This is a genomic window from Mesorhizobium sp. CNPSo 4684, assembly GCF_057784315.1.
Genome location: NZ_JBWLUX010000007.1, coordinates 168,045 through 191,028 on the forward strand (window position 1 = coordinate 168,045; position 22,984 = coordinate 191,028).

At 63.5% G+C, this 22,984-nt stretch carries 27 protein-coding genes; 12 read left to right on the forward strand and 15 right to left on the reverse strand.

All coding sequences use genetic code 11. The features are described from left to right. Nucleotides 1–2 precede the first annotated feature (2 nt). Entirely contained in the window at nucleotides 3–437 is a 435-nt protein-coding gene (locus AC04SG_RS08540) for a VOC family protein (protein ID WP_488550673.1), read from the forward strand. Here AC04SG_RS08540 and lhpI read toward each other — a convergent pair. From lhpI to sppA, 4 genes are all read right to left on the reverse strand, one after another. Then, a complete protein-coding gene (lhpI, locus tag AC04SG_RS08545; RefSeq protein ID WP_488550674.1) occupies nucleotides 427–1,392 on the reverse strand; it encodes a bifunctional Delta(1)-pyrroline-2-carboxylate/Delta(1)-piperideine-2-carboxylate reductase in 966 nt (321 codons plus the stop codon). The two genes, AC04SG_RS08540 and lhpI, sit on opposite strands and share 11 nt — an antisense overlap. 31 nt (nucleotides 1,393–1,423) lie before the next feature. Then, entirely contained in the window at nucleotides 1,424–1,768 is a 345-nt protein-coding gene (locus AC04SG_RS08550) for a lipopolysaccharide assembly protein LapA domain-containing protein (protein ID WP_112562691.1), read from the reverse strand. A 54-nt stretch (nucleotides 1,769–1,822) separates the two neighbouring features. Next, entirely contained in the window at nucleotides 1,823–2,107 is a 285-nt protein-coding gene (locus AC04SG_RS08555; RefSeq protein ID WP_006200394.1) for an integration host factor subunit beta, read from the reverse strand. An 80-nt stretch (nucleotides 2,108–2,187) separates the two neighbouring features. Then, nucleotides 2,188–3,144, reverse strand: a complete 957-nt coding sequence (gene sppA, locus AC04SG_RS08560; protein WP_488550675.1) for a signal peptide peptidase SppA — start codon at nucleotides 3,142–3,144, stop codon at nucleotides 2,188–2,190. Nucleotides 3,145–3,440: 296 nt separating this feature from the next. On the opposite strand from sppA, the gene lptC reads away from it, so the two are divergent. The 6 genes from lptC (at nucleotide 3,441) to ptsN (ending at nucleotide 8,707) form a co-directional block, all read left to right on the forward strand. Continuing rightward, on the forward strand, nucleotides 3,441–4,154 hold the full coding sequence (gene lptC, locus AC04SG_RS08565) for an LPS export ABC transporter periplasmic protein LptC (protein ID WP_488550676.1): 714 nt from the start codon (nucleotides 3,441–3,443) through the stop codon (nucleotides 4,152–4,154). Further along, nucleotides 4,141–4,725: an LptA/OstA family protein gene (locus AC04SG_RS08570; protein ID WP_488550677.1), complete on the forward strand. Its 585-nt coding sequence runs from the start codon at nucleotides 4,141–4,143 to the stop codon at nucleotides 4,723–4,725. Before lptC ends, AC04SG_RS08570 begins: the two co-directional genes overlap by 14 nt. Next, on the forward strand, nucleotides 4,722–5,540 hold the full coding sequence (gene lptB, locus AC04SG_RS08575; protein ID WP_112562685.1) for an LPS export ABC transporter ATP-binding protein: 819 nt from the start codon (nucleotides 4,722–4,724) through the stop codon (nucleotides 5,538–5,540). The genes AC04SG_RS08570 and lptB overlap by 4 nt, the downstream gene beginning before the upstream one ends. A gap of 214 nt (nucleotides 5,541–5,754) precedes the next feature. Next, nucleotides 5,755–7,281 carry an RNA polymerase factor sigma-54 gene (gene rpoN, locus AC04SG_RS08580; protein WP_488550678.1) on the forward strand — a complete coding sequence of 509 codons (1,527 nt, stop codon included), beginning with the start codon at nucleotides 5,755–5,757 and terminating at the stop codon, nucleotides 7,279–7,281. 294 nt (nucleotides 7,282–7,575) lie between these two features. Further along, the gene (gene hpf, locus AC04SG_RS08585; RefSeq protein ID WP_488550679.1) at nucleotides 7,576–8,160 is read left to right on the forward strand and encodes a ribosome hibernation-promoting factor, HPF/YfiA family; all 585 of its coding nucleotides are present in this window, start codon (nucleotides 7,576–7,578) and stop codon (nucleotides 8,158–8,160) included. Between the two features lie 82 nt (nucleotides 8,161–8,242). Beyond that, nucleotides 8,243–8,707, forward strand: coding sequence for a PTS IIA-like nitrogen regulatory protein PtsN (ptsN, locus tag AC04SG_RS08590; protein ID WP_006200387.1), 465 nt, complete (start codon nucleotides 8,243–8,245; stop codon nucleotides 8,705–8,707). Nucleotides 8,708–8,843: 136 nt separating this feature from the next. Here ptsN and AC04SG_RS08595 read toward each other — a convergent pair whose 3' ends face one another. Next, on the reverse strand, nucleotides 8,844–9,101 hold the full coding sequence (locus tag AC04SG_RS08595) for a BQ00720 family protein (protein ID WP_023683072.1): 258 nt from the start codon (nucleotides 9,099–9,101) through the stop codon (nucleotides 8,844–8,846). Nucleotides 9,102–9,166: 65 nt separating this feature from the next. Beyond that, nucleotides 9,167–9,592: an Hsp20 family protein gene (locus tag AC04SG_RS08600; protein ID WP_013893014.1), complete on the reverse strand. Its 426-nt coding sequence runs from the start codon at nucleotides 9,590–9,592 to the stop codon at nucleotides 9,167–9,169. A 144-nt stretch (nucleotides 9,593–9,736) separates the two neighbouring features. Here AC04SG_RS08600 and AC04SG_RS08605 point away from each other — a divergent pair, with 144 nt between their 5' ends. Beyond that, a complete protein-coding gene (locus AC04SG_RS08605; protein ID WP_488550680.1) occupies nucleotides 9,737–10,678 on the forward strand; it encodes a nucleoside hydrolase in 942 nt (313 codons plus the stop codon). Nucleotides 10,679–10,832: 154 nt separating this feature from the next. Here AC04SG_RS08605 and AC04SG_RS08610 read toward each other — a convergent pair whose 3' ends face one another. From AC04SG_RS08610 to AC04SG_RS08625, 4 genes are all read right to left on the reverse strand, one after another. Next, nucleotides 10,833–11,447, reverse strand: coding sequence for a LysE family translocator (locus AC04SG_RS08610; RefSeq protein ID WP_488550681.1), 615 nt, complete (start codon nucleotides 11,445–11,447; stop codon nucleotides 10,833–10,835). A gap of 125 nt (nucleotides 11,448–11,572) precedes the next feature. Continuing rightward, a complete protein-coding gene (locus AC04SG_RS08615) occupies nucleotides 11,573–13,033 on the reverse strand; it encodes an amidase (RefSeq protein WP_488550682.1) in 1,461 nt (486 codons plus the stop codon). Continuing rightward, entirely contained in the window at nucleotides 13,030–13,938 is a 909-nt protein-coding gene (locus AC04SG_RS08620) for a ribokinase (protein WP_488550683.1), read from the reverse strand. Before AC04SG_RS08620 ends, AC04SG_RS08615 begins: the two co-directional genes overlap by 4 nt. Nucleotides 13,939–14,087: 149 nt before the next feature. Further along, complete coding sequence (locus AC04SG_RS08625; protein WP_488550684.1) at nucleotides 14,088–14,993, reverse strand: methylated-DNA--[protein]-cysteine S-methyltransferase; 906 nt, start codon at nucleotides 14,991–14,993, stop codon at nucleotides 14,088–14,090. Between the two features lie 131 nt (nucleotides 14,994–15,124). On the opposite strand from AC04SG_RS08625, the gene AC04SG_RS08630 reads away from it, so the two are divergent. After that, complete coding sequence (locus tag AC04SG_RS08630) at nucleotides 15,125–15,940, forward strand: class I SAM-dependent methyltransferase (RefSeq protein WP_488550685.1); 816 nt, start codon at nucleotides 15,125–15,127, stop codon at nucleotides 15,938–15,940. An 11-nt stretch (nucleotides 15,941–15,951) separates the two neighbouring features. Here AC04SG_RS08630 and AC04SG_RS08635 read toward each other — a convergent pair whose 3' ends face one another. Beyond that, the gene (locus AC04SG_RS08635; protein ID WP_488550686.1) at nucleotides 15,952–16,446 is read right to left on the reverse strand and encodes a DUF2244 domain-containing protein; all 495 of its coding nucleotides are present in this window, start codon (nucleotides 16,444–16,446) and stop codon (nucleotides 15,952–15,954) included. A 22-nt stretch (nucleotides 16,447–16,468) separates the two neighbouring features. On the opposite strand from AC04SG_RS08635, the gene nth reads away from it, so the two are divergent. After that, on the forward strand, nucleotides 16,469–17,275 hold the full coding sequence (gene nth, locus AC04SG_RS08640) for an endonuclease III (protein WP_488550687.1): 807 nt from the start codon (nucleotides 16,469–16,471) through the stop codon (nucleotides 17,273–17,275). On the opposite strand, the gene AC04SG_RS08645 is transcribed toward nth, so the two are convergent. From AC04SG_RS08645 to AC04SG_RS08660, 4 genes are all read right to left on the reverse strand, one after another. After that, nucleotides 17,272–18,780 (reverse strand): tripartite tricarboxylate transporter permease, encoded by a 1,509-nt coding sequence (locus AC04SG_RS08645; protein ID WP_352559655.1) that lies wholly within the window; start codon nucleotides 18,778–18,780, stop codon nucleotides 17,272–17,274. The genes nth and AC04SG_RS08645 overlap by 4 nt on opposite strands. 9 nt (nucleotides 18,781–18,789) lie before the next feature. Then, on the reverse strand, nucleotides 18,790–19,263 hold the full coding sequence (locus AC04SG_RS08650) for a tripartite tricarboxylate transporter TctB family protein (protein ID WP_488550688.1): 474 nt from the start codon (nucleotides 19,261–19,263) through the stop codon (nucleotides 18,790–18,792). Nucleotides 19,264–19,355: 92 nt separating this feature from the next. Continuing rightward, nucleotides 19,356–20,333: a tripartite tricarboxylate transporter substrate-binding protein gene (locus AC04SG_RS08655; RefSeq protein ID WP_488550689.1), complete on the reverse strand. Its 978-nt coding sequence runs from the start codon at nucleotides 20,331–20,333 to the stop codon at nucleotides 19,356–19,358. A 179-nt stretch (nucleotides 20,334–20,512) separates the two neighbouring features. Continuing rightward, nucleotides 20,513–20,968, reverse strand: a complete 456-nt coding sequence (locus AC04SG_RS08660) for a DUF2214 family protein (protein ID WP_192259140.1) — start codon at nucleotides 20,966–20,968, stop codon at nucleotides 20,513–20,515. Nucleotides 20,969–21,217: 249 nt separating this feature from the next. Between AC04SG_RS08660 and AC04SG_RS08665 the strand changes: the two genes are divergently transcribed. Together AC04SG_RS08665 and AC04SG_RS08670 are read left to right on the forward strand one after the other, a co-directional pair. After that, nucleotides 21,218–21,757 (forward strand): GNAT family N-acetyltransferase, encoded by a 540-nt coding sequence (locus AC04SG_RS08665; protein ID WP_488550690.1) that lies wholly within the window; start codon nucleotides 21,218–21,220, stop codon nucleotides 21,755–21,757. Between the two features lie 120 nt (nucleotides 21,758–21,877). Continuing rightward, a complete protein-coding gene (locus AC04SG_RS08670; RefSeq protein ID WP_488550691.1) occupies nucleotides 21,878–22,978 on the forward strand; it encodes an OmpA family protein in 1,101 nt (366 codons plus the stop codon). Nucleotides 22,979–22,984: the final 6 nt, after the last annotated feature.

Genomic DNA, 22,984 nt, shown 5'->3' on the forward strand with positions numbered 1-22,984 from the left:
GTATGGACTTCGTCTCGATCCGCATCATCACCGACCAGATCAAACCTCTGGTGGCATTCTACGAGACGATCACCGGGCTTAGCGCAACCTGGTTCACCGACGATTTCGCCGAGCTGGCAACGCTCTCCTGCACGCTGGCGATCGGCAGCACACGCACTCTGGCCCTGTTCGGAACGGATGTGGCGCAGCCGGCCGCCAATCGATCGGCGATCATCGAGTTTCGCGTCAGCGACGTCGATGCGGAGTACGGCAGGCTGGCGAAAATCATCGGCGGCTTCGTACAGACGCCGACGACAATGCCATGGGGTAACAGATCGCTGCTGCTGCGCGATCCCGATGGCAATCTGGTGAACTTCTTCACTCCGGTCAGCGCGGAAGCAATCCGGAAATTCGATCGCAAGGCTGGCGCCGTAGCGCCGGCCGACGCTACGGCTTGAGGGCGTTGTAGACGGCAATGCCGGCGGCGAGGTCCTCGAGCGCCGCGCCGACAGACTTGAACAGCGTGATCTCACCGGGGCTCTGCCGGCCCTGTTTTTCACCGCGCGCCAGTTCATGCAGATCGGCGACGATGGCTTCCGATTTCAACACGCCGGAGGCGAGCGGCTGGACGATGTCACCGGCTTCCTTGGTGGCGCCGGCGCGGGTGTCGACATAGATGCGGGCGCGCGTGATCGCATCGTCATCGCTTTCGCGCATGGTCGGCGTGAAGCCGCCGACCAGATCGACATGCGCGCCCGGTTTCAAGAGCGCGCCCTTGACGAGCGGCGTCGTCGTGATGGTCGCCGATGAGACGATGTCGGCCTGAGCAAGCTCGGCGTCGAGATCGCTAACGGCTTCAGCGTTGAAACCTTCCTCGCGCAAATCGGCCGCAACCTTTTCGGCATTGGCCGGCGTGCGGTTCCAGATGCGGATGGTCTTGATCGGCCGAACCGCCGAATGCGCCTTGGCCAGGAATGGCGACAGCGCGCCGGCGCCGACCACCAGAAGCCGTGAGGCGTCCTCGCGGGCGAGATAGGAGGCGGCGAGCGCCGAGGCGCAAGCGGTGCGCCACTGCGTCAGCCGCTGGCCGTCGATCAGCGCCTCGGGCTCGCCGGTGGCGCCGTTGAGCAAGAGGTAGAGCCCCATGACAGCCGGTTTGCCGATGGCGTTGTTGTCGGGCGATACGGTTACGATCTTGACGCCGATATGACCGCCCGCCGATGTGCCGGCGGCATGGAAGTCGGTCCAGGCCGGCATCAAAAGCAGCGTCGACGTGGCACCATCGGGCCGCTCGACCGCGTGGTGATGGCGGACGGGCTGCACAGCACCCTCGCGGAAGGCCACGCGCAGTGTCTCGACCAGTCCGGGAAAGCTCAGCGCCTGGTCGACAGCGTCGGCCGAAATGGTCAGCATGCAAAACTCCGCGAAGGTAAAAGCGCCGGCTTCAGGCCGTTGGCTTCGGCAGCGCCGTCCCCGGGGCAGAACCTTGCGGCGCGGCCGGCACGCGGCTGACCGCCTGGCGCAAATTCTCGGCCTCGACGCCGCGCTGGCGCGCCAGCTTGCGGTAGCGGCCCTGCTTGACCCAGGTCGCCAGGCTGCCGACGACCATGCCGATGGCCAGTGCCACGAACAGGAAGATAAACAGCGGCAAGTTCAGCGTCAGCTTCGGATTGCCCGGGTTGAACGGATCGAGCGTGAAGGCGACGAGCTCGCGGTTTGCGACGGCCAGTGCAATCAGGATGACGGCCAGCGGCACGAAGACCACGATAAGTATGAAGCGGTTGAACATAGAGATTCCTTGGGAAAGGCAGGCCTTGAGAAGGCCGACGCGTCAAGTCCGCGCTTATTTGCCGCCGTTCAGCCGTTCACGCAATTCCTTGCCGGTCTTGAAGAACGGCACCCACTTCTCCTCGACTTCGACGGATTCGCCGGTGCGCGGGTTGCGGCCGGTGCGGGCAGGGCGGTTTTTCACCGAAAAAGCGCCAAAGCCGCGCAACTCGACCCGGTTGCCTTCCGCAAGGGCATCAGTGATCTCGTCGAATATCGCCCCCACGATGTTTTCGACGTCGCGCAGGAAAAGATGCGGGTTGCGCGTGGCAATGATCTGCACAAGCTCGGATTTGATCATCAGAAAGGTCCCCGTGAAAGCGCTGCGGTCAAATTATCAGGATGATTTTATTTGTTTTTTTACTCGCCCCAAACGGCAGATCAAGGGTGCCAGACGGAAACGAGACCGTCAAGAAACAAGCGATCGGCGCCGATTTCGTGAAGAACGTCGCTTCCGGTCTCCGACAGACCGAGCGCGCTGCCGACGTTGCGCGCTATTGCTTTCGAGAACAGGAAGCTGCCGCGCCGTTCGGTGTCCTTCCATTCCACCACCTTGAGCTTGGCGTCGACACCCTTGGTCGCCAGCCAGTCGATGGCCACGCTTTCGCCGCCGACGGCGTCGATCAGACCGTTGGCGAGACCCTGGCGGCCGGTGAAGATCGACCCGTCGGCGAGCGCCAATGCCTGGTCGCGGGTCATCTTGCGGCGCTCGGCGACGATGCCGACGAACCAGTCATAGCTGTCGAGGATGAGCTTGCGGACCATGGCGCGCTCGTCTTCATTGGTCGGCTTGAAGGGCGAGGGCGCGGCCTTCAGCGGCGAGGATTTCACCTCTTCGAGCTTGATGCCGACCTTGTCCATCAGGCCGCTGACATCGGGATATTGGATCAGCACGCCGATCGAGCCGACGATCGAGGTCTTACGGGCGACGATGTGGTCGCTGGCGCTGGCGATCATGTAGCCGGCCGATGCGGCCAGCGTGCCGACCTCGGCAACCACCGGCTTGTCGGCGGCGAGCTTGCGCACCTCCTCGTAGATCGATTCGCCTCCGACCGTGGTGCCGCCGGGCGAATCGATAGCCAGAATGACGCCCTTGACCTGCGAGGATGTGCGGATGGTTTCCAGTCGCTTGATCAGTTCCTCGTCCTCGGTGATGGTGCCTTCGATCCTGACCTTGGCGATATGGTTGACCGAGGAGCCGCCGAGATCTTCGCCATAGAACCAGCTTGCAAGTGCAATCACCCCGAGCGCCACGATGGCAATGGCCGCGCCGCGCCAGAAGGTCAGCTTGCGCCGCAAGCGGCGGCGGTCGATCAGGTCGTCGGCTCTCAGTGCCATGGTCTGCCTCATAGTCGGTGGGAAGCGATGCTTTTAAAGCAAGCGTCCGCGCCCGGCTACCTCTTCCTCACGGGCCTGCGACGAAGCGACCGCGCCAATGGCGGCATTTCAGGAAAAAATGACGCAGCGCCTTCGTTTCTGCTATGAAGTGCCGAAATTGTGACGCCTGATTTCCGTTTGCAAAAACAACGGCCGTCACATTTTTGCGGTTTTCCTCCGCTTGTGCTTGCTTGCGGGGGCCGGCAACCCACCTATGGCAGGTGTTTTGGCGGGCAAGGGTTTATTAGAAGTCAGTCATGCTAGCTCGATCGAACGAACCGACCAACGCCGATGCGGCCTTGGCGCCCACGGCGCCAGCGGGCACGCGCGGGGACGCCTTCGACCGCGCCCAGCGCCATTCGCGCCGCGTGCGCGTGCTGAAATTCGCAGTGCCGGTGCTTGCCGCTGGAATCGCGGTTGCGTTTCCGGTCTATTCCTATCTTGCGGCGCCGGTCTCGGTCTCGATACAGGCCGACGGCACCGCCTTTGCCGACGGCAAGCTGGTGATGGCCAATCCCAAGCTCAACGGCTTCACCAAGCAGAAGCTGCCCTATTCGCTGACGGCGCTGCGCGCCATCCAGGACGTCGGCAAGCAGGACATGATCCAACTCGAAGGCATCCATGCCAAACTGCCGCTGACGGCGGACAATGTGGCGGTCGTCGATGCCAAGCGCGGCATCTATAACCGCAACGCCAACACGATGGACATGACCAGCGACGTCACCGTCACCACCACCGACGGCGTCGCTGCCACGTTCAAATCGGTCTTCCTCGACATGGGCAAAGGCTCTATGAAGACAGGTGATCCGGTCGATGTCAGCCGCAACGGCTCGCGGATCACGGCGGGGTCGATGTCCGTCGAAGAAAATGGCAACGTTGTCGTTTTCGAAAATAAGGTAAGCGTTCACATCGATCCGGCCACTATGAAGGCGGCAGAGGCAAAGAGCGGAGAATCGAATGCGTCCCAGTAATTCGGCACGGCTTGTCACCGCAGCTTCGGCCTTGCTGTTGCTGGGTGTGGCGCCGTCCTGGGCTCAGTCCAGCGCCAGCAGCCAATCCGGGCTCAAACTGTCGGGCGACCAGCCGATCCAGATCGAGAGCGACAAGCTCGAGGTCCGCCAGGCCGACAGCATGGCGCTGTTCAGCGGCAACGTCACCGTCACGCAAGGGCCGACGCTGCTCAAGGCCGGCAGTATGGAAGTCTACTACGTCAAGGACCCCAACGCCGCCAAGGGTGCGGCCGCCGGCGCTTCGGCGATGACCGGCTCGGCCAACATCGATCACCTGGTGGTCAAGAACAAAGTCTACATCAAGTCGAATGACCAGATCGCCACCGGCGACAACGCCACGTTCGACATGAAGACGCAGGTGCTCGTCCTGTCGGGCAATGAAGTCGTGCTGTCCCAAGGCCCCAATGTGCTCAAGGGCTGCAAGCTCACCGTGCAGATGAAAAGCGGCCTGGCTCAGGTCGATGGCTGCGGCGGGCGAGTCATCATGTCGATGACGCCGCCGCCGAAATCTGAGGCGCCGAAGCCCGAATGACTGGCGTATCTTCGCTGCTGACCCGCCTTCCGGGACGGGCGGCCAGCAAACTTGCTGCCCCGGCCACAGTCACCGTCGATTCCGCGAAGTTCAAGGGCACCCTGATCGCCAAGGGTCTGACCAAGAGCTACAAGGGCCGCAAGGTGGTCAGCGGCGTCACCATCGGCGTGCGCGCCGGCGAGGCTGTCGGGCTGCTCGGCCCCAACGGCGCCGGCAAGACCACTTGTTTCTACATGGTCACCGGCCTGGTGCCGGTCGACGAAGGCACCATCGAGATCGACGGTTTCGACGTCACCTCGATGCCGATGTATCGCCGCGCCCGGCTCGGCATCGGCTATCTGCCGCAGGAAGCGTCGATCTTCCGCGGCCTCAATGTCGAGCAGAATATTCGCGCCGTGCTCGAGGTGGTCGAGAAGGACCGCAAGGTGCGCGAGCGCAATCTCGACGAACTGCTCGAGGAATTCCACATCAGTCATCTGCGCAAGTCGCCGTCCATGTCGCTGTCCGGCGGCGAGCGGCGGCGCCTGGAAATCGCCCGCGCCCTGGCGACGCGGCCGGCCTACATGCTGCTCGACGAGCCTTTCGCCGGCATCGACCCGATTGCGGTCGCCGACATCCAGCAGCTGGTGCGCCATCTGACGGCGCGCGGCATCGGCGTGCTCATCACCGACCACAATGTGCGCGAAACGCTCGGCCTCATCGACCGCGCCTATATCATCCATGCCGGCCAGGTGCTGACGCATGGCCGCGCCGACCAGGTGGTGGCAAACCCCGATGTGCGGCGGCTTTATCTCGGCGAGGGTTTCACGCTCTGAGCGTGAAATTTGTTTCCTGAGGCGATTTTTGCCGCCCCGTAGGGCCTTTTTCTCCGATTTTGCGTGAGATAACGCCCCGGTAGAGGCCTTTTGCCAGCATTTTCCTTGACAAGCAAAAGCTGGGCCAGTTTCTATGGAGGGTCGGAAAAATTCATTTTCCGGCAGCTTCTGATGTGTAGGCTTCCGGGTGCAGAAGGGCGTTTGAAACCGAACCATGGCGCTGGCGGCGAAACTACAGCTACGACAATCCCAGTCGCTGGTGATGACGCCGCAACTGATGCAGTCGATCAGGCTGCTGCAGCTCACCCATATCGAGCTCGACCACTTCATCGACGACGAGATCGAGCGCAATCCGTTGCTGGAGCGCGCCGAGCCCCAGGATGACGCCGCAAGCGACCAGGTGCAGAAGGGCGACGCCGCGCCTGAGCCTGCCGCCGATGGCGACTGGTTCGAGAGCGAGACGGCGTGGAGCGCCGAAGCAATCTCGGACAAGCTCGACAGCTCGCTGGAGAACCTGTTTCCAGACGATCCCGGCACCAGCGAGCGGCTCGGTCCTGACCTGACGGCGCAGTGGAAGTCGGCGACCGGCAATGGTTCGTCCGGCTCGTCCGAAGGCTTCGACGTCGGCGACATGGCTGCCGCCGCCATCACGCTGCGCCAGCATGTCGGCGAGCAGATTGCGCTTGCCTTTGCCGATCCGGCCGCAAGGCTGATCGCCGGCGAACTGGCCGATGGCCTGGACGAGGCCGGCTATCTGCGCGCCGACCTGGCTGACATCGCGAAACGGCTCGGCGCCGATCAGGCCATGGTGGCCAAGGTGCTGGTCGTTTGCCAGACATTCGAGCCGGTCGGCCTGTTTGCGCGCGACCTTGCCGAGTGCCTGTCGCTGCAGCTTGCCGTGCGCGATCGCCTCGATCCGGCGATGAAGACGCTGGTCGGCAACCTTGAACTCCTGGCGCGGCGCGATTTCCAGACGCTGAAGCGGCTTTGCGGGGTCGACGAGGAGGATCTGCTCGACATGTTGGCCGAAATCCGCGCGCTCGACCCGCGCCCAGGCATGGCGTTCTCGGGCGGCACCAGCGACGCCATCGTTGCCGATGTCGAAGTCCGCGCCGCCAATGACGGCAGCTGGACGGTCGAGCTCAACGCCGAGACGCTGCCGCGGGTTCTGGTCGACCATATTTATTTCGCCCAGGTCTCGCCGCAGGCCAAGAACCAGGCGGAGAAGGATTTTTTGGCCGAATGCCTGCAAAACGCCAATTGGCTGACGCGCAGCCTCGACCAGCGGGCAAAGACGATCCTGAAAGTGGCGTCGGAAATCGTGCGCCAGCAGGACGCTTTTCTGGTCCATGGCGTGCGTCATCTCAGGCCGCTCAACCTGCGCACGGTGGCCGATGCCATCGGCATGCACGAATCGACCGTCAGCCGGGTGACGGCCAACAAATACATGCTGACGCCGCGCGGCGTATTCGAGCTGCGCTATTTCTTCACCGCTTCGATCGCGGCATCGGGCGGTGGCGATGCGCATTCCTCGGAAGCGGTGCGCGACCGCATCAAGCAGCTGATCGACGAGGAAAAGCCCGCAGACGTGCTGTCCGATGACGCCATCGTCGACATGTTGAAAGAAAGCGGCGTCGATATTGCCAGGCGCACCGTGGCCAAATACCGCGAGGGCATGAACATTCCCTCATCGGTGCAGAGGCGGCGCGAGAAGCGCGCTCTGGCCAGCGCCGGGCGCTAGTTCTGCTTGCCCGACACGGCTTTTGCTGTGGCTGGATTTCCACAACTCTAGGCCTTCATTGACAAGCCGCAATGAAGTGTCTAGAAGCCCGCCCGCATGAGACGGGCTGAATTGCCCGCATGCGGATGGTCCGTCACGATGAAGGCCACGGGACGGCCAAGAAGGCGGATTGTGATCAACCGGAAAGTTCGGATCTAAAATCGGCGCGAGTTGACGCCGCAAAGCTTGTGCGCACGGACCACGAGTATAAACTCTGGCCAGTTTGAAGCCTGAGCAAGGAAGGTCAGTTTTCAGATGAAGCTGCGCATATCGGGAAAGCACATGGATATCGGCGATGCGTTTCGTACGCGCATCACCGACCGTGTCGGAGAGGCGATCGGAAAATATTTCGACCGCGGTTTTTCAGGGCATGTCACGGTCATCAAATCGGGTTCGCGTTACTCCGCCGACTGCATGATCAGGCTGGATTCCGGCGCTTCGCTGCAGGCGACCGGGGACGCCCAGGATCCAACGCTTGCCTTCGAGGCGGCTGCGGATCGCCTCGAAACGCGGCTTCGGCGCTATAAGCGCCGGCTGAAGTCGCACAATTCAGGCAACGGAAATGGCGAAATGACCGACATCGCCTATACGGTGATGGCGCCGCTAGCCGACGACGACGAGGAGATTCCGGAGGATTTCGCGCCGGCCATCGTCGCCGAATCAACCATGACGCTGCAAACCATGTCGGTGGCGTCGGCAGTCATCGAGCTCGACACCAAGGACAGCCCGGTCTTCGTCTTCCGCAACGCCGGAAACGACCACCTCAACATCGTCTATCGGCGGCCGGACGGAAATATCGGCTGGATCGACCCGTCCACGACCAAAGTCGCACAAGGATGACGACAATAGTCGCACAGGGATAAGAACCAGCCGCGCGAGGGGCGAGGACTGGCGACGGCAGGCGAATAAGGGATTTTCAAGCATGGATCTGAGCGATCTTATCAACGTTCCGGCGATCATGCCGGCGTTGAAGGCGAACTCCAAAAAGCAGCTTCTGCAATTGCTGTCCGAGAGAGCGGCGGCGATTTCCGGCATTCCGGAGCGCGAAGTGTTCGACACCATCCTGCAGCGCGAACGGCTGGGCTCCACCGGCGTCGGCAACGGCATCGCCATTCCGCACGGCAAGCTCGCCGGGGTCAAGCGCATCGCCGGCGTCTTTGCCCGGCTGGAAACGCCGGTCGATTTCGAGGCGCTGGACGACCAGCCGGTCGATCTGGTGTTTTTGCTGCTGGCCCCGGAAGGCGCCGGCGCCGATCACCTCAAGGCGCTGTCGCGCATCGCAAGGGTGTTGCGTGACGCCGACACGGTGGCCAAGATCAGGGGCACGCGCGATGCGGTCGCCATCCACGCGCTGCTGTCGGACACGCAGGCCTCGCACGCGGCCTGAAGTCTTTTGGGAATTAAGTCTTCCAGGGGCCGCCAAAAGGCGGCCCTTTGCATTTCCGATCCTGACAATCGCCGATTTCTATCGGTCAACCATGATCTTGCCCGAAAACCGGTTCCCGCTTTTCGGGATCATGGTTTTAGTGAATGGCGACAGTGGTCAGGTCGTTTTCCATGGCGCCGGCCAGAGCCCGGTCTTTCGCATCGGAAAGCAGGATCGGCTGGCCGTTGGCGGCAAACAGGGCCCACAAGACCATGCCGGGCGCGATTTCGCCGAGATTGGGGAAGCGACCGAGCAGTTCGTCGCTCGAGACCTTGCGGAGGTAAGCGACCGAGCCTTCGCCGAGATGGGCGAATTCGCCGCTGGTCATGGTGATGGTTTCGTCAGTTCTGGTCATTTCAAAGCCTCCTTGGCGCGTGGACGCCGCTCAAGGCCATCCCGCATCAGAGCCATCGGTAAAGATCAGTCTTTCACCGATATATTTATTTTCCGTACCAGCCGTTCGGACTCCGGCCGATCGAGATCGATCGACAAAAGGCCGTTCTTCAGTTCCGCCGCGATCACCCGCATGCCGTCGGCCAGCACGAAACAGCGCTGGAACTGGCGCGCGGCAATGCCGCGGTGGAGGAATTCGCGCTCGGTGTCGTCGGTCTGACGGCCGCGCACGACCAGCTGGTTTTCCTCCGTGGTGACATCGAGATCGCTTTCGGCGAATCCCGCCACAGCGAGCGTAATGCGCAGCCTTTCGGCCTTGCCGTCGGCACCGCTAAGGCGCTCGATGTTGTAGGGAGGATAGCTGTCACCGGATTTCGCCAATCGTTCCAGGGTCTTTTCCATGGCATCGAAACCCAGGAGAAGCGGGCTGGAGAAGGGCGTCATTCGGCTCATGTTACACTGTCCTCTTTGGAGCGACATAAACTGGAAAAACCCGGATGGCATTTTTCCCGATGGTCTTGATATGGTCCGCGCCGCGGCGAAGTTCAAGCCGTCTAAAACCCCCGCCAAAAAGACTCCCCCGCATAAGGAAATGAAATGCCCCATACCCGCAAGATCATCATCGACACGGATCCCGGCCAGGACGATGCCGTCGCCATATTGCTGGCGCTTGGCAGCGCCGAGCTGGAGATCGTCGGCATCACCGCTGTTGCCGGCAACGTGCCGCTGAAATTGACCGAGAAGAACGCCAGAAAAATCTGCGAACTGGCCGGTCGCCCCGATATCAATGTCTATGCCGGCGCCATCCGCCCGCTGGCGCGCGAACTCGTCACCGCCGAGGAAGTGCATGGCAAGACCGGCCTCAACGGCCCGCAACTGCCCGACCCGAAGATGAAGCTGCAGCACCAGTATGCGGTCGATTTCATCGTCGAGACGTTGATGAAGGAAGAGGCCGGCACGATCACGCTGTGCGCACTCGGCCCGCTCACCAATGTCGCGCTGGCGCTGATCCGCGAACCGAAGATCGCGCCGCGCATCAAGGAAATCGTGCTGATGGGCGGCGGTTTCTTCGAGGGCGGTAATGTCACGCCGACCGCCGAATTCAACATCTATGTCGACCCTCAAGCCGCCGAGGTCGTGTTCAAATCCGGCATCCCGATCGTCATGATGCCGCTCGACGTTACCCACAAGGCGCTGACCACGGCCAAGCGCACGCAGGCCATCCGCAAGCTCGGCACCAGGGTCGGCACGGCGACGGCCGAGATGCTGGAATTCTTCGAGCGCTTCGACGAGGAGAAATACGGCACCGATGGCGGCCCGCTGCACGACCCCTGCGTCATTGCCTATCTGTTGAAGCCGGGCCTGTTCAATGGGCGCAAGTGCAACGTCACCGTGGAAACGGCCTCCGAACTCACCATGGGCATGACCGTGATCGACTGGTGGGGCGTGACCAAGCGGCCGAAGAACGCCATGGTGATGCGCGACATCGACCATGACGCCTTTTTCGCGCTGCTGGTGGAGCGGTTGGCGCGGCTGTAAAAGCTCCCTTCTCCCCGTTTACGGGGAGAAGGTGCCGGCAGGCGGATGAGGGGCGGCGCATCCGTTGAAATTTAGCCTGCAATCCCGGCGCCGCCCCTCACCCGATCGCTTCGCGACCACCCTCTCCCCGTAAACGGGGCGAGGGAAGGGGCGCTTACTTCGCCTTTGAAAACGCCAACCACAGGCCGCCGCCGACCAAAAAACTGCCGCTGATCCTCGACATCAGTTTGATGCGGCTGGCCGAGAGCAGGCGGCCGGCGCGGCTGGCGGCGAGCGCGTAGGTCGAATCCGAGACGGCGGCGAAGATCATGGCGGTGAGGCCCATGACGACGATCTGCAGCGTGTAATTGCCCTGCGGGGCGATGAACTGCGGGAAGAAGGCGCCGAAGAAGACCAGCGTCTTGGGGTTGCTCAGCGCCACAGCCAAGCCCTGCAGGAAGAAGCCGCCGCGCGGCTGCCTGGCGGTGCCGTCGGCGTTCAGCGTGCCCTTGGCGCGGAACATCTGCACGCCCATCCAGATCAGGTAGGCGGCGCCGATCAGGCGCACCCATTCGAACCAGTGGCCCATGCCTGATATGAGCGTGTTGAGGCCGATGCCGACAATGGCGATCATGACAGCAAGCCCGGCCTGCGTGCCGGCGACATTGGCAAGCCCGGCCCGCGCGCCGTGGCGGATGCTGTTGGCGATGATCAGCGTCACGGTCGGTCCGGGCACCAGGATGATGACGATGCAGGCAAGGACATAGGCGGCGTAGAGTTCCAGCGACATTGGGATTCCTCGGGGATTTCCTCGGCAGAATGCGCCTCGCGCGGGCGCGGCAGGGCCTGATCAATGCACGCCGGCGACGCCGGTGCAAGCCGGCAGGAGAGGTCGCCGGCAGCCGCGGGTTGACATCAGGAGGCTCCGGCCTGCCACGGCAGCGTCGCCTCATAGGCCGCGCCGGCCCTGAGCACGGCGAGATCGCCGCGCGGCCGACCGATCAGCTGCATGCCCATCGGCCTGCCCGCGGCGTCGAAGCCGACCGGCACGTTGAGCGCCGGACAGCCACCCAGTGTGGCGAAGGCCGAAACCTGCATCCAGCGGTGGTAGCTGTTCATCGCGCGTCCGGCGACCTCCTGCGGCCAGTGGATGCCGACTTCGAAAGGAAAGACCTGCGCCGTCGGCAGCGCGATGAGATCGAAGCGCTCGAACAGCGACAGCAGCGTGCGGTGCCAGGAGGTGCGGACGACCGAGGCTGCGCGGATCTGCGGCGCCGTCAGCCGCATGGCGTTCTCTACCTCCCAGACGGCTTCCGGTTTCAGCAGGGCGCGCTTGTGCGGGTCGTCATAATGGACTTTCAGCGCCGAGCCACTGCTCGCCTGGCGCAGCGTTACGAAAGCCTGCCACAGCGCTTCGAAATCGACATCCGGCAGCAAGGGCTCGCTCACGAAAGATGCCTGGGCGAAGCGTCCGAGCCCGGCCTCGCACAGGTCGAGGATGCCGGCTTCGACCGGCAGATGACCGCCGAGATCGCCGAGCCAGCCGATGCGGCCGCCCTTTGCCGGCGTTGCCAACCCTTCGAGGAAGGAGCCTGATTTCTCCCAGGACAGCGGCGCCTGTGGATGGTAGCCCGCTTGCACATCGAGCAGCAGCGCCATGTCACGCACATTACGGCCCATCGGCCCGTCGACGCCCATCTGGGCATGAAAGACCTCGACGTCCGGTCCGCCGGGGACAAGGCCCTGCGACGGGCGGAAGCCATAGACATTGTTCCAGGCGGCCGGATTGCGCAGCGAGCCGCCGAAATCGCTGCCGTCGGCGACAGGCACCATGTCCAGCGCAAGGGCGACCGCGGCGCCGCCGCTCGAGCCGCCGGCGGTGAGCGCCGGATCGAAAGCGTTCAAGGTCGGACCGAACACGTTGTTATAGGTGTTGGATCCCAGCCCGAATTCGGGAACGTTGGTCTTGCCGATGATGATGGCGCCGGCGTTGCGGATACGCTCGACGAAGAAATCATCTTCCTGCGGCACGAAATCGGCGAAGATCGGCGAGCCGGAACTGGTTCTTAGGCCGCTGGTCATGGCGAGGTCTTTTATCGCCATCGGCAGGCCGAACAGGGAGCCGGTCTGTCCGCCCTGCGCCAGATGCGCGTCCGCCGCGTCGGCCTCGCGCAAAATGTCGGCGCGCTCGCGCAGTGAGACTATGGCGTTGACCAGCGGGTTCACCGCTTCTATGCGGTCGAGGAAGGCCGTGACCACCTCGCGCACGGACAGGCGGCGAAGCCGGATCGCTTCGGCAAGGTCGATGGCGGAAAGGCGGCAAATATCGCCGGCCGGCGGCACGGCGTGTTTCGTGGCGGGGCGCATGGCTGTCATCCGGCGGCGTTACGCAGGGCGGCATCGACGTCCGCCGCCAGCGGGATCGCCGGCTGGGCGCCGGGCTTCAGGCAGGCCAGGGAGCCCGCTGCCGCGGCGCGGGTGAGAGCCTGGTGGAGCGGCAGGCCCGCCGCCAGCCCGGCGGCAAGGTAGCCGCAAAACGTATCGCCGGCGCCGACCGTATCGACCGGGGTGATCTTGAGCGCCGGCACGGTCAGCAAATCGTCCGGGGTCGCGGCCAGCACGCCGTCGCCGCCGAGCGTGACGACAATGGTGCGGCCGGTCTTGCCGGCGAAGTCGCGCATGCGCGCCGCGCGGTCGCGGCCTTTCAGCGACAGCGCCTCGCCGTAAAGGTCGAATTCGGTTTCGTTGGCGACGGCGTAGTCGGCTTTGCCGAGAAAGGAAGCCGCGTCGCCGCGGAAGGGCGCGGTGTTGAGCACGGTGATCGCGCCGGCGGCGCGGGCGGCGTCAAGCGCTGCATCGACCGTCTGCAGCGGGATTTCGTGCTGCAGCAGAACGACGTCGCCCTTACCAAGGAAAGCTTTGGCGAGATCGCCGGGCAGCACCGAATCATTGGCGCCCGGCACCACGGCGATCACGTTCTCGCCGTCGGCGCCGACCAGGATCAGCGCCGTGCCGGTGGAAGCGAAGCTCTGGCCGACGCCCGACAGATCGACCTTGCCCGCGACAAGCAGCGCCTGCGCCTCGGTGGCGAAGTTGTCCTTGCCGACGGCGCCGACCATGCGCACCTTGGCGCCGGCGCGCGCCGCGGCCAGCGCCTGGTTGGCGCCCTTGCCGCCGGGCGCGGTGGTGAAACCGGAGCCGCGGACCGTTTCACCCGGCGAAGGCAAGCGGTCGACATTGGCGATGAGGTCGAGGTTGATCGAGCCGACAACGATGATCAAGAAAAGGCCTCCTGCGGGAATGCGCGGGAAGCTAACCTGTAAGCCGGCGGCTTGCCAGAGCGTGCGGATGTTTTGCTCGACTTCCGAGGGCTCGCAAAAAGAAAAACACCGGCGAAGGGTTTTCGCCGGTGTCGTTTGATGCTGGCGCTTCAGGATGCGGTCTGGCCTGCTTCCCAACCGAGGATGGCGCGCTTGCGCGTGAGACCCCAATGGTAGCCGGTCAGCGCACCGCACTTGCCGATCGCCCGGTGACACGGCACGACGAAGGACAGCGGGTTGGCGCCGACTGCCGCGCCGACCGCACGGCTCGCCTTCGGCGCGCCGATGCCGGCGGCGATCGAGGAGTAGGTGCAGGCCCTGCCCATCGGGATCCTGAGCAGCGCGTCCCAGACACGCAGCTGGAAGTCGGTGCCGATCATCACCACGCGCAGCGGCTGGTCGGCGCGCCACAGCGTCGGATCGAAGATGCGCGCGGCATAGGGTTGGGTGGCGCTCATGTCCTCGACATAGGTCGCGTTCGGCCAACGGCCCGACATGTCGGCGAAGGCCGCCCGCTCGCCGCCCGGATCGTTGAAGGCGAGCCCCGCAAGGCCGCGGTCGGTGACCATGATGAGCGCAATGCCGAAGGGCGAGATGTGGTAGCCGTAGCGGATAGTCAGCCCGGCGCCGCGCGTCTTGTAATCGCCCGGCGACATCGCTTCATGGGTGACGAAGAGATCATGCAGCCGGCCGGGGCCGGACATGCCGAGCTCGAACGATGTTTCCAGGAGCGGCATGCCGGAATCGAGCAGCTTGCGCGCATGGTCGAGGGTGACAGCCTGCAGGAAGGCTTTTGGCGACAGGCCGGCCCAGCGGGTGAACAGTTTTTGCAGGCCGGTCGGCGTCTCGCCGACATCGGCTGCCAAAGCTTCCAGCGAGGGCTGGTCGCGGTAGTCGAGGCTGATCTTTTCGATGGCGCGGCGCACGACCTCGTAGTCGTTGCCTTCGGGAGTGATGTCGTGCTGCAGGATCGGCGTCGGTCTCATCTGCGTATTCATGGTCATCTGGGCGTTCATGGCAATATCTCCTTGACCGCGAATATCGGTCTTTGCACGCTCTGCAACCACCCGAAACTTGCCTTGTCGCCGAGCACTCCCAAATAGAAATTGGCCCAAATAGACACTGCATTGCCAAGCGGGAGATGCCGATGGCCGGCGAAAAGGTAAATCTGACCGGGGCAAGGGAGACCTTGCTGATGACGCTCTACGGCAAGGCGCTGGAGAGCCGGTTGCAGCATTCGCTGCTCAAAGACCGTTTCGCGGATGAGGCTGTGCGCGCCATCGACTATGATTTTTCTCGGCTCAAGGTCGACACCAATCTCGGCATCGGCCTGGCGATCCGCGCCAGGACGTTTGATGTTCGCGTTCAGGACTTCGTCGCCAGGAATCCTGGGGCCATCGTGCTGCATCTCGGCAGCGGGCTCGATACGCGCATCTTCCGCGTCGATCCGCCCGATGGCGTGGAGTGGTTCGATGTCGATTTTCCTGACGTCATCGACCTCAGGCGCAAGCTCTACCCGTCCCGGGACGATTATCACCTCGTCGCGTCGTCGGTGACCGAACCGGACTGGCTGACGCAAGTGCCACGCAATCGCCCGGCCGTCGTGGTGATGGAGGGGCTGACGCCTTATCTCCCGGCCGAGGAAGGGCCGCGCCTGTTGTCGCGTCTCGTCTCGCATCTTGCCGGCGGCGAGCTGATGTTCGACGCCTACAGCCGATTCGGCCTGAAGATGCTTCGCCTCAATCCGACCATCAGGGCGACCGGCGCCGAGGTCCACTGGGCGATCGACGACCCGCACGAACTGGAGCGCGCCGTTCCGAAGCTGCGCTTCGTCGATGATATCTCGGCCTACAGCGCCGAACGCACAGCTCACATGGGCTGGTCCGCGAAACTGTTCATCGTGCTCTGGAGACACATTCCCGCACTGCGCAAGGTCGGCAGGATTCTGCGCTTCCGTTTCTGAGGCGCGCCGCTTCAGCGCGTTTTAGCGGTCGCAAGAGCGCGCGAGAACGCGGTGGCAAAACTTTCGCGGGAGTCTGGATCCAGGAACGAGCCGATCGGCACATTCTGCCCCTGTGCTTCAACTGCCATCCTGGTGATACCGATCTCGGCGTGGCGGGCGACTGAAAAGCGCGCCCAGGACGGGTTGAAGCGATGCGCCTCCGATTTGCCCGAGGGCGCGGTCTTGCGGATGTCGAGGCTGGTGCGCGACACCGAGACCTCCTCGTGGGCGCGGGCGGCGCGGTAGTTGGCGCGGAAGGCGATGTAGACGGCGATCACGTCGAGCCCGAAGAAGCCGAACACCGGCCAGGCGCCGCGCGACAGGAAAAACGCCCCGGTCACCACCCAACCGAACAGCAGCGCGCCCATCAGGATCAGGAAGCCCGTCCTTCCCAGCGACCGGTGTGGGGTCAACAATGCGTGAAAGAAGGGCTCGTCAGCCTGAAACGAGGCGTTTGTGTCGCTCATGGCGGGATATTATAGGAGGGAAATGGCTAGCCCCAAGTCCAAAGATTCTTCCATGCTCAAAAGTGAACTGCCGCCAGGCCGGCGCGACGGCTCGAACGCGAAGCCGCGGCCACGGCCGGCAAGGGTTCGTTCGCTCTACAGCGCCGCCGAAGTGCATGAGATCTTCCGGCGGTTTTCAGTGCAGCGGCCCGAGCCGAAGGGTGAACTCGAGCACGTCAACGCCTTCACGCTGCTGGTGGCGGTGGTGCTGTCGGCGCAGGCGACCGATGCCGGCGTCAACAAGGCGACGCGGGCGCTGTTCAAGGTCGCCGACACGCCTGAAAAGATACTGGCGCTGGGCGAGGCCCGTGTCGGCGAATACATCAAAACCATAGGGCTCTGGCGCAACAAGGCCAAGAACGTGATTGCGCTGTCGGAGGCGCTGCTACGCGACTATGGCGGAGAGGTGCCCGGCGAGCGCGATGAGTTGGTCAAGCTGCCGGGGGTCGGACGCAAGACCGCCAATGTCGTGCTCAACATGGCGTTCGGCCAGCACACGATGGCGGTCGACACCCACATTTTTCGCATCGGCAACCGGCTGGGACTGGCGCCCGGCAAGACGCCGGAACAGGTCGAGCAGGGACTGCTGCGGATCATCCCGGACGAATATATGCGCCATGCGCATCACTGGCTGATCCTGCATGGCCGCTATGTCTGCAAGGCGCGCAAGCCGGATTGCCCGGCCTGCGTCATCGCCGATATCTGCAAGGCGGCGGAAAAGACCACCGATGTGCCGGCGCCGCTGGTGGAGATCGCGACGCTCGGTCCCTTCGACGTTCCGGATAACTAGTTCTCCTCCACAAACACCTCTTCGCGCTTCTTCTTGACCGAGGGCAGGAAGACGACGACGAGCACGGCCAATGCCACGAGTAGCAGGCCGGCGCTGATCGGCCGGGTCACGAAGGTCGAGGGATCGCCGCGCGACAGGATCATGGCGCGGCGCAGGTTTTCCTCCAGCAACGGGCCGAGCACGAAGCCGAGCAGCAGGGGTGCGGGTTCGCAGCGCAGCTTGGTCAGGACGTAGCCAAGCAGGCCGAAGAAAGCGACGGCATGCAGGTCGAAGGCGTTGGTGTTGACGCTGTAAACGCCGATCGAGCAGAACGCCATGATGATCGGGAACAGCACGTAATAGGGGATCGTCAGCAGCTTCACCCAAAGCCCGATCAGCGGCAGGTTCAGCACGATCAGCATCAGATTGCCGATCCACATCGAGGCTATGATGCCCCAGAACAGTGCCGGCTGCTCGGTCGCGACATTGGGGCCGGGCACGATGCCCTGGATGATCATGGCGCCGATCATCAGCGCCATGACCGGGTTGGCCGGAATGCCCAGCGTCAGCATCGGGATGAAGGACGTCTGGGCGCCGGCATTGTTGGCTGATTCCGGCCCGGCGACGCCGGCGATCGCACCCTTGCCGAATTCCTCAGGGTGTTTCGAGACGCGCTTTTCGACCGTGTAGGAGGCAAAGGCGGCAAGCACCGCGCCGCCGCCGGGCAGGATGCCGAGCGCCGAACCGATGATGGTGCCGCGCACGATAGGTGCCGCCATGGCCTTGAAGTCGTCGCGCGTCGGCATCAGGCCGGACACCTTTTTGATCAGCACCGAGCGCTCGTGTTCGTTTTCGAGGTTGCGCAGGATCTCGGCAATGCCGAACACGCCCACCGCCACCGCGACGAAGTTCAGCCCGTCGGCATACTCGCGGATGCCGAGCGTGAAGCGCGGCGTGCCGGTGTAGATGTCGGTGCCGACGATGCCGAGCAGCAGGCCGAGCACGACCATCGCCAGCGCCTTGACGATCGAGCCATGGGCGAGCGCGACGGACGAGACGAGGCCGACGATCATCAGCGAAAAATACTCCGCCGCGCCGAATTGCAGCGCTATCGCCGTCAGCGGCGGGGCAAAGACGGCGACCAGGAAGGTCGACACCGTGCCGGCGAAGAACGAACCGATCGCGGCGATGGCGAGCGCCGCCCCGGCGCGGCCGTTGCGGGCCATCTGGTAGCCGTCGATCGCGGTGACGGCCGAGGAGGATTCGCCGGGCATGTTGATGAGGATGGCGGTGGTCGAGCCGCCATACTGGGCGCCGTAATAAATGCCGGCAAGCATGATGAGTGAGGAGACCGGGTCGCCGATCTGGAAGGTGATCGGCAACAGCATGGCGATGGTTGCGGTGGCGCCGATGCCGGGCAGGACGCCGATCAGCGTGCCGAGCAGGACGCCGATCAGGCAGAAACCGAGATTTGCGGGCGTTGTGGCCGTCGAGAAGCCAAGTTCGAGGTTTTTGAGGAGGTCCATCTCATCACCTCACAATGCTAGCCATTGGGGCAGCCATGGGCCGAAGCGCTGGAACGGCAGCCCGAGCGCGTAGCTGAAGACCAGGACCGAGAACAGCGTCAGTCCGGCCGACAGCACAAGCGCGGTCAGCGGCTTCATGCGGCCGCTGGCAAAGGAGGCGATCAGCGCCGTCAGGAAGATCGACGGGACGAAGCCGAGGCCGCGCACCGTCAGGCCGAAGAAGATCGGCGCCGGCAGGATGAAGAACATGCCGCGCCAGGCGATGGGGCCGATCGGCTCGCCTTCGATGCGCACCGCCTGGACCAGGATGATGGCGCCGAGCACGATCAGGACGATCGCCAGCACCAGTGGGAAATAGCCCGGTCCCATGCGGAAGGCGGTGCCGATCTCAAGTCCGAGCGATTGTATCGCGAAAAAGGCGCCGAAAAAGATGAACAGCGCGGCGCACAGGCCGTTTGTCCGGTCGATTGCGAAAGGTTTCATGACGGTCCTCCCAGGCCTCGGGCCTGCCGTTGCAAATGTGAAAACGGGCGTCGAAGCGAAAACGGGGCGCTGGTCGCGCCCTGTTCAAGTCCTCAGTCGGCGTACTGGCCGGCGGCTTCGATGATCGGCTTCCAGCGCGTGATCTCGCCTTCCAGCTTGGCCTTCAGCGCCGCCGGCGTCGCTTCGGCTTCGGATGACGGCTTGGTGCCGAGTTCGGCGAAGCGGGCGATGACGTTGGGGTCCTTCAGCGCCACCTGGAGCGATTTCGACAGGCGGTCGGTGACCGCAGCCGGCGTGCCCTTCGGCGCATAGAGGCCGTGCCAGATGCCGACCTGCACAGCGGGCAGGCCGCCTTCGATCGTCGTCGGGACGTCCTTCATGACATCGAGGCGTTCCGGCGTGGTGACGGCATAGGCCTTGATCGTGCCGCCCTGGATCTGCTTGGTGGTGTTGGTGGTCTGGTCGCACATCATATCGACCTGGCCGCCGAGAAGGTCGGTCATGGCCGGGCCGGTGCCCTTGTAAGGCACGGTGACCAGCGGCGTGCCGATGGCGCTCATGAACAGCATGCCGCACAGATGCGAGGCCGCCCCGATGCCGGCATTGGCGACGGTGATGGAGTCCTTGTTGGCCTTGGCGTATTCGACAAGCCCTTTCAGATCGGTAGGCTCCAGATCCTTGCGGGCGACGATGGCCATCGGCACCTCGGTGACGAGGCCGACATATTCGAAGGCATTCAGCGTGTCGTAGGCGAGCTTCCTGTAGAGCGTGGCACTTGTCGCCATGCCGATGTGATGGAGGAGCAGCGTGTAGCCGTCAGGGTCGGCGTTGGCGACGCGGCCGGCGCCCAGCGTGCCGCCGGCGCCGCCGACATTCTCGACGATGATCTGCTGGCCGAGATCCTTCGACATGGCTTCGGCGACAAGGCGCGTTACCGTATCGGTCGGACCGCCGGCTGCAAACGGCACGACGACGGTGATGGTGCGCTCGGGATAGGTCTGTGCTGAGACGGTGAAGGAATAAAGCGTGACGGCCGCGGCGGCGGCCAGGGCGGTAACGAATTTCTTCATCTTAATTCTCCTCCCAGGATATCAATTTCCAACCGTTGCCCGGAACCCGCCAGCGAAGTGCAACATTGGCAGGCTAACAGATTGTCGCGTGACGCAAACTGCAAAATACAGTCGTGCGCAACCATGCGATCAGTGGGGAGTATGCCAGGCGGAGATGGGATTTCGTGTTGGCCGTTGCTTCAATAACCGTAGCCGCGCGCCATGGCCGCCGCGAAGATCGGGATCAGCAGGAAGATGAAGGCTTCGGCGCGCACATAGGTCTTCACCGAGGCGAGTTCGGCCGCCGGCACCTGGAAGCCGGGACCGGCGCTGGCCTGCCGGTTCCAGGAGATGAAGCGGATGGTGGGCACGATGGATAGCAGACCGACGACAGCGAATGCCGCCATCTTGGCCCAGAACATCCAGTTGTAGACGTAGAACTCCCAGCCCTTCAGGCCATAGATGACACGGCCAATGCCGATGATGATGATCAGACTGGCGATGATGCCATAGTGGCGGTCGATGCCGGCAAGCCGTTTGAGCGTGGCGGCGGAGAGGTCGCCGCGGATCAGGACAAATTCGGCGCCGATGATGCCGGCCAGCGAGAACACCAGCAGGTGATGGAAAATGGCAAGCACAAGATCGGTGGTGTCCATGGCGCTCTCCTCCCATTGACGGTATCGAGACCGGCCCTCGCCGGGCCGGTGCGGAAGGTAGCATCGTTCGGCAGAATTCCCAGAGGCGAGCTGCTTCTGGTCCAGTCATCAGTGTCATTGACGCCACATCCTGACAACTAAGCTGTGATTGATCGAGATGGTTTCGCTGGCCGTACGATGATACGGCCTGGCCCTTGTCCGGGCGCGCTGGTTTGCTAAGCGCTGCCACGTCAACGGAGGCAGAGTTTCATGGGCAGTCCAAAAACAGCCGGCGTTCCGGTTCTCGAAACGGAGCGGACCATCATGCGGGCGCACCGGATCGATGACTTTGACGACTATGCCGTCATGTGGGCCAGTCCCGTCACCACCCGCTTCATCAGCGGCAAGCCGCGGACGCGCGAGGAAAGCTGGATGCGGTTTCTGCGGCACGCCGGCCTGTGGTCGCTACTCGGTTACGGCTTCTGGGCGGTCGAGGACAAGGCCAGCGGCCGCTTCATCGGCGAGGCCGGGTTTCACGATCTGAAGCGCGATATCGAGCCTTCGCTCGAAGGCATCCCCGAAGCTGGCTGGGCGCTGGCGCCGCAGGCGCATGGCAAGGGTTTTGCCAGCGAAGTCGTCAGGCGGGCGCTGGCCTGGGGCGACGAAACCTTTGCCAGCGCCAGAACCGTCTGCATCATCGATCCGGAAAACACCGGCTCGCTGAACGTCGCGGCAAAATGCGGCTACACCAAAGTGCTGGAAACCACCTATCACGATGGGCCGACCATCCTGCTTGAGCGGCTGGTGTGAAGCACTTCATCGACGCAATTGCCTCGTTCTGCAAAAATTGCCATCCTGATCTAGCGACGCAATTCCTGTGGGAAAACCGCTCACACTTTTCCTGGAATTGCTCTTTGGGGGAGGCCGACCATGCGTACGATCAATGCGATACTTGCAAAGCTTTTCTGGGCCGGGCTGCTCATCTTTGCGACCGTGCGGCTGGCTGGCGCCGATGCGACGGTGCCGACCGCCGACATCGAGGGTGCCGCCGACAATCATCTGGCCAAGCGTTATGAGGGGTCGTTCATCGTCTCCTACGAAAAATTCACCTATACCGATTTCACCGTGCCGCTGTCGCCGCTGAAGCCGAGTGCCGATGCGGACGCGCGCGATGCGATGAACAATCGTATCTATGCACCGGACAAGAAGGCCGAGGTCGAGGGTGCGCTGACCCGCATCGCCTATGTGCTGCCGGCCGAGCGCTCGCCGCTCGAAGTGCTGCGCAACTATCAGGATGTGACAGAGGCCGCCGGCGGCGAAGTCCTGTTCGAATGCAAGAAGGAAGAGTGCGGCGGCGCTGCCGACCGGTCGTCGAGCGGCGGTGGCGGCGACATGAGCCTGATGATGTATTTCTTCCATGAAAGCGACATCAAGGACGCGGCGTTTTCCAATGGCGCCTGTGCAGTAACCACGGGCATCAACGACCAGCGCTTCTTCTCAGCCAAGGTGCCGCAGGATGGCGGCGACGCCTATGTCACTGTGCAGGCCTACTCGCTGATCGATGACCTCTACTGCAAGGAACTCAACGGCCGCACCATCGCCGTCGTCCAAGTGCTGGAGCCGAAGGCGCGCGACAAGAAGATGGTGGTCGTCGAGGCCGCCAAGATGGCGGATTCGCTCTCCACCACCGGCTCGATCTCGCTCTACGGCATCTTCTTCGACACCGACAAGTCTGACATCAAGCCGGAATCGGAGCCGACGCTGAAGGAGATCTCGACGCTTTTGACCAACGAACCCGGCATGGCGGTGATCGTCGTCGGCCACACCGACAATCAGGGCGCTTTCGACTACAATATCGACCTGTCGTCGCGGCGGGCGCAGTCGGTGAAGGCGGTGCTTGTCTCGAAATACGGCATTGACGGCGGGCGGCTGACTGCCGCCGGCGCCGGCATGATGGCGCCCGTCGCCAGCAATGACGACGAAACCGGCCGCGCCAAGAACCGGCGCGTGGTGCTGGTCAAGGCGAACTGACGAAGT

What these genes read in the sequence shown, in the direction of transcription:
- AC04SG_RS08540 (WP_488550673.1), top strand. Translation starts at nt 3, where the DNA reads ATGGACTTCGTCTCGATCCGCATCATCACCGACCAGATCAAACCTCTG.
- lhpI (WP_488550674.1), bottom strand. Translation starts at nt 1,392, where the DNA reads ATGCTGACCATTTCGGCCGACGCTGTCGACCAGGCGCTGAGCTTTCCC.
- AC04SG_RS08550 (WP_112562691.1), bottom strand. Translation starts at nt 1,768, where the DNA reads ATGTTCAACCGCTTCATACTTATCGTGGTCTTCGTGCCGCTGGCCGTC.
- AC04SG_RS08555 (WP_006200394.1), bottom strand. Translation starts at nt 2,107, where the DNA reads ATGATCAAATCCGAGCTTGTGCAGATCATTGCCACGCGCAACCCGCAT.
- sppA (WP_488550675.1), bottom strand. Translation starts at nt 3,144, where the DNA reads ATGGCACTGAGAGCCGACGACCTGATCGACCGCCGCCGCTTGCGGCGC.
- lptC (WP_488550676.1), top strand. Translation starts at nt 3,441, where the DNA reads ATGCTAGCTCGATCGAACGAACCGACCAACGCCGATGCGGCCTTGGCG.
- AC04SG_RS08570 (WP_488550677.1), top strand. Translation starts at nt 4,141, where the DNA reads ATGCGTCCCAGTAATTCGGCACGGCTTGTCACCGCAGCTTCGGCCTTG.
- lptB (WP_112562685.1), top strand. Translation starts at nt 4,722, where the DNA reads ATGACTGGCGTATCTTCGCTGCTGACCCGCCTTCCGGGACGGGCGGCC.
- rpoN (WP_488550678.1), top strand. Translation starts at nt 5,755, where the DNA reads ATGGCGCTGGCGGCGAAACTACAGCTACGACAATCCCAGTCGCTGGTG.
- hpf (WP_488550679.1), top strand. Translation starts at nt 7,576, where the DNA reads ATGAAGCTGCGCATATCGGGAAAGCACATGGATATCGGCGATGCGTTT.
- ptsN (WP_006200387.1), top strand. Translation starts at nt 8,243, where the DNA reads ATGGATCTGAGCGATCTTATCAACGTTCCGGCGATCATGCCGGCGTTG.
- AC04SG_RS08595 (WP_023683072.1), bottom strand. Translation starts at nt 9,101, where the DNA reads ATGACCAGAACTGACGAAACCATCACCATGACCAGCGGCGAATTCGCC.
- AC04SG_RS08600 (WP_013893014.1), bottom strand. Translation starts at nt 9,592, where the DNA reads ATGAGCCGAATGACGCCCTTCTCCAGCCCGCTTCTCCTGGGTTTCGAT.
- AC04SG_RS08605 (WP_488550680.1), top strand. Translation starts at nt 9,737, where the DNA reads ATGCCCCATACCCGCAAGATCATCATCGACACGGATCCCGGCCAGGAC.
- AC04SG_RS08610 (WP_488550681.1), bottom strand. Translation starts at nt 11,447, where the DNA reads ATGTCGCTGGAACTCTACGCCGCCTATGTCCTTGCCTGCATCGTCATC.
- AC04SG_RS08615 (WP_488550682.1), bottom strand. Translation starts at nt 13,033, where the DNA reads ATGACAGCCATGCGCCCCGCCACGAAACACGCCGTGCCGCCGGCCGGC.
- AC04SG_RS08625 (WP_488550684.1), bottom strand. Translation starts at nt 14,993, where the DNA reads ATGAACGCCCAGATGACCATGAATACGCAGATGAGACCGACGCCGATC.
- AC04SG_RS08630 (WP_488550685.1), top strand. Translation starts at nt 15,125, where the DNA reads ATGGCCGGCGAAAAGGTAAATCTGACCGGGGCAAGGGAGACCTTGCTG.
- AC04SG_RS08635 (WP_488550686.1), bottom strand. Translation starts at nt 16,446, where the DNA reads ATGAGCGACACAAACGCCTCGTTTCAGGCTGACGAGCCCTTCTTTCAC.
- nth (WP_488550687.1), top strand. Translation starts at nt 16,469, where the DNA reads ATGGCTAGCCCCAAGTCCAAAGATTCTTCCATGCTCAAAAGTGAACTG.
- AC04SG_RS08645 (WP_352559655.1), bottom strand. Translation starts at nt 18,780, where the DNA reads ATGGACCTCCTCAAAAACCTCGAACTTGGCTTCTCGACGGCCACAACG.
- AC04SG_RS08650 (WP_488550688.1), bottom strand. Translation starts at nt 19,263, where the DNA reads ATGAAACCTTTCGCAATCGACCGGACAAACGGCCTGTGCGCCGCGCTG.
- AC04SG_RS08655 (WP_488550689.1), bottom strand. Translation starts at nt 20,333, where the DNA reads ATGAAGAAATTCGTTACCGCCCTGGCCGCCGCCGCGGCCGTCACGCTT.
- AC04SG_RS08660 (WP_192259140.1), bottom strand. Translation starts at nt 20,968, where the DNA reads ATGGACACCACCGATCTTGTGCTTGCCATTTTCCATCACCTGCTGGTG.
- AC04SG_RS08665 (WP_488550690.1), top strand. Translation starts at nt 21,218, where the DNA reads ATGGGCAGTCCAAAAACAGCCGGCGTTCCGGTTCTCGAAACGGAGCGG.
- AC04SG_RS08670 (WP_488550691.1), top strand. Translation starts at nt 21,878, where the DNA reads ATGCGTACGATCAATGCGATACTTGCAAAGCTTTTCTGGGCCGGGCTG.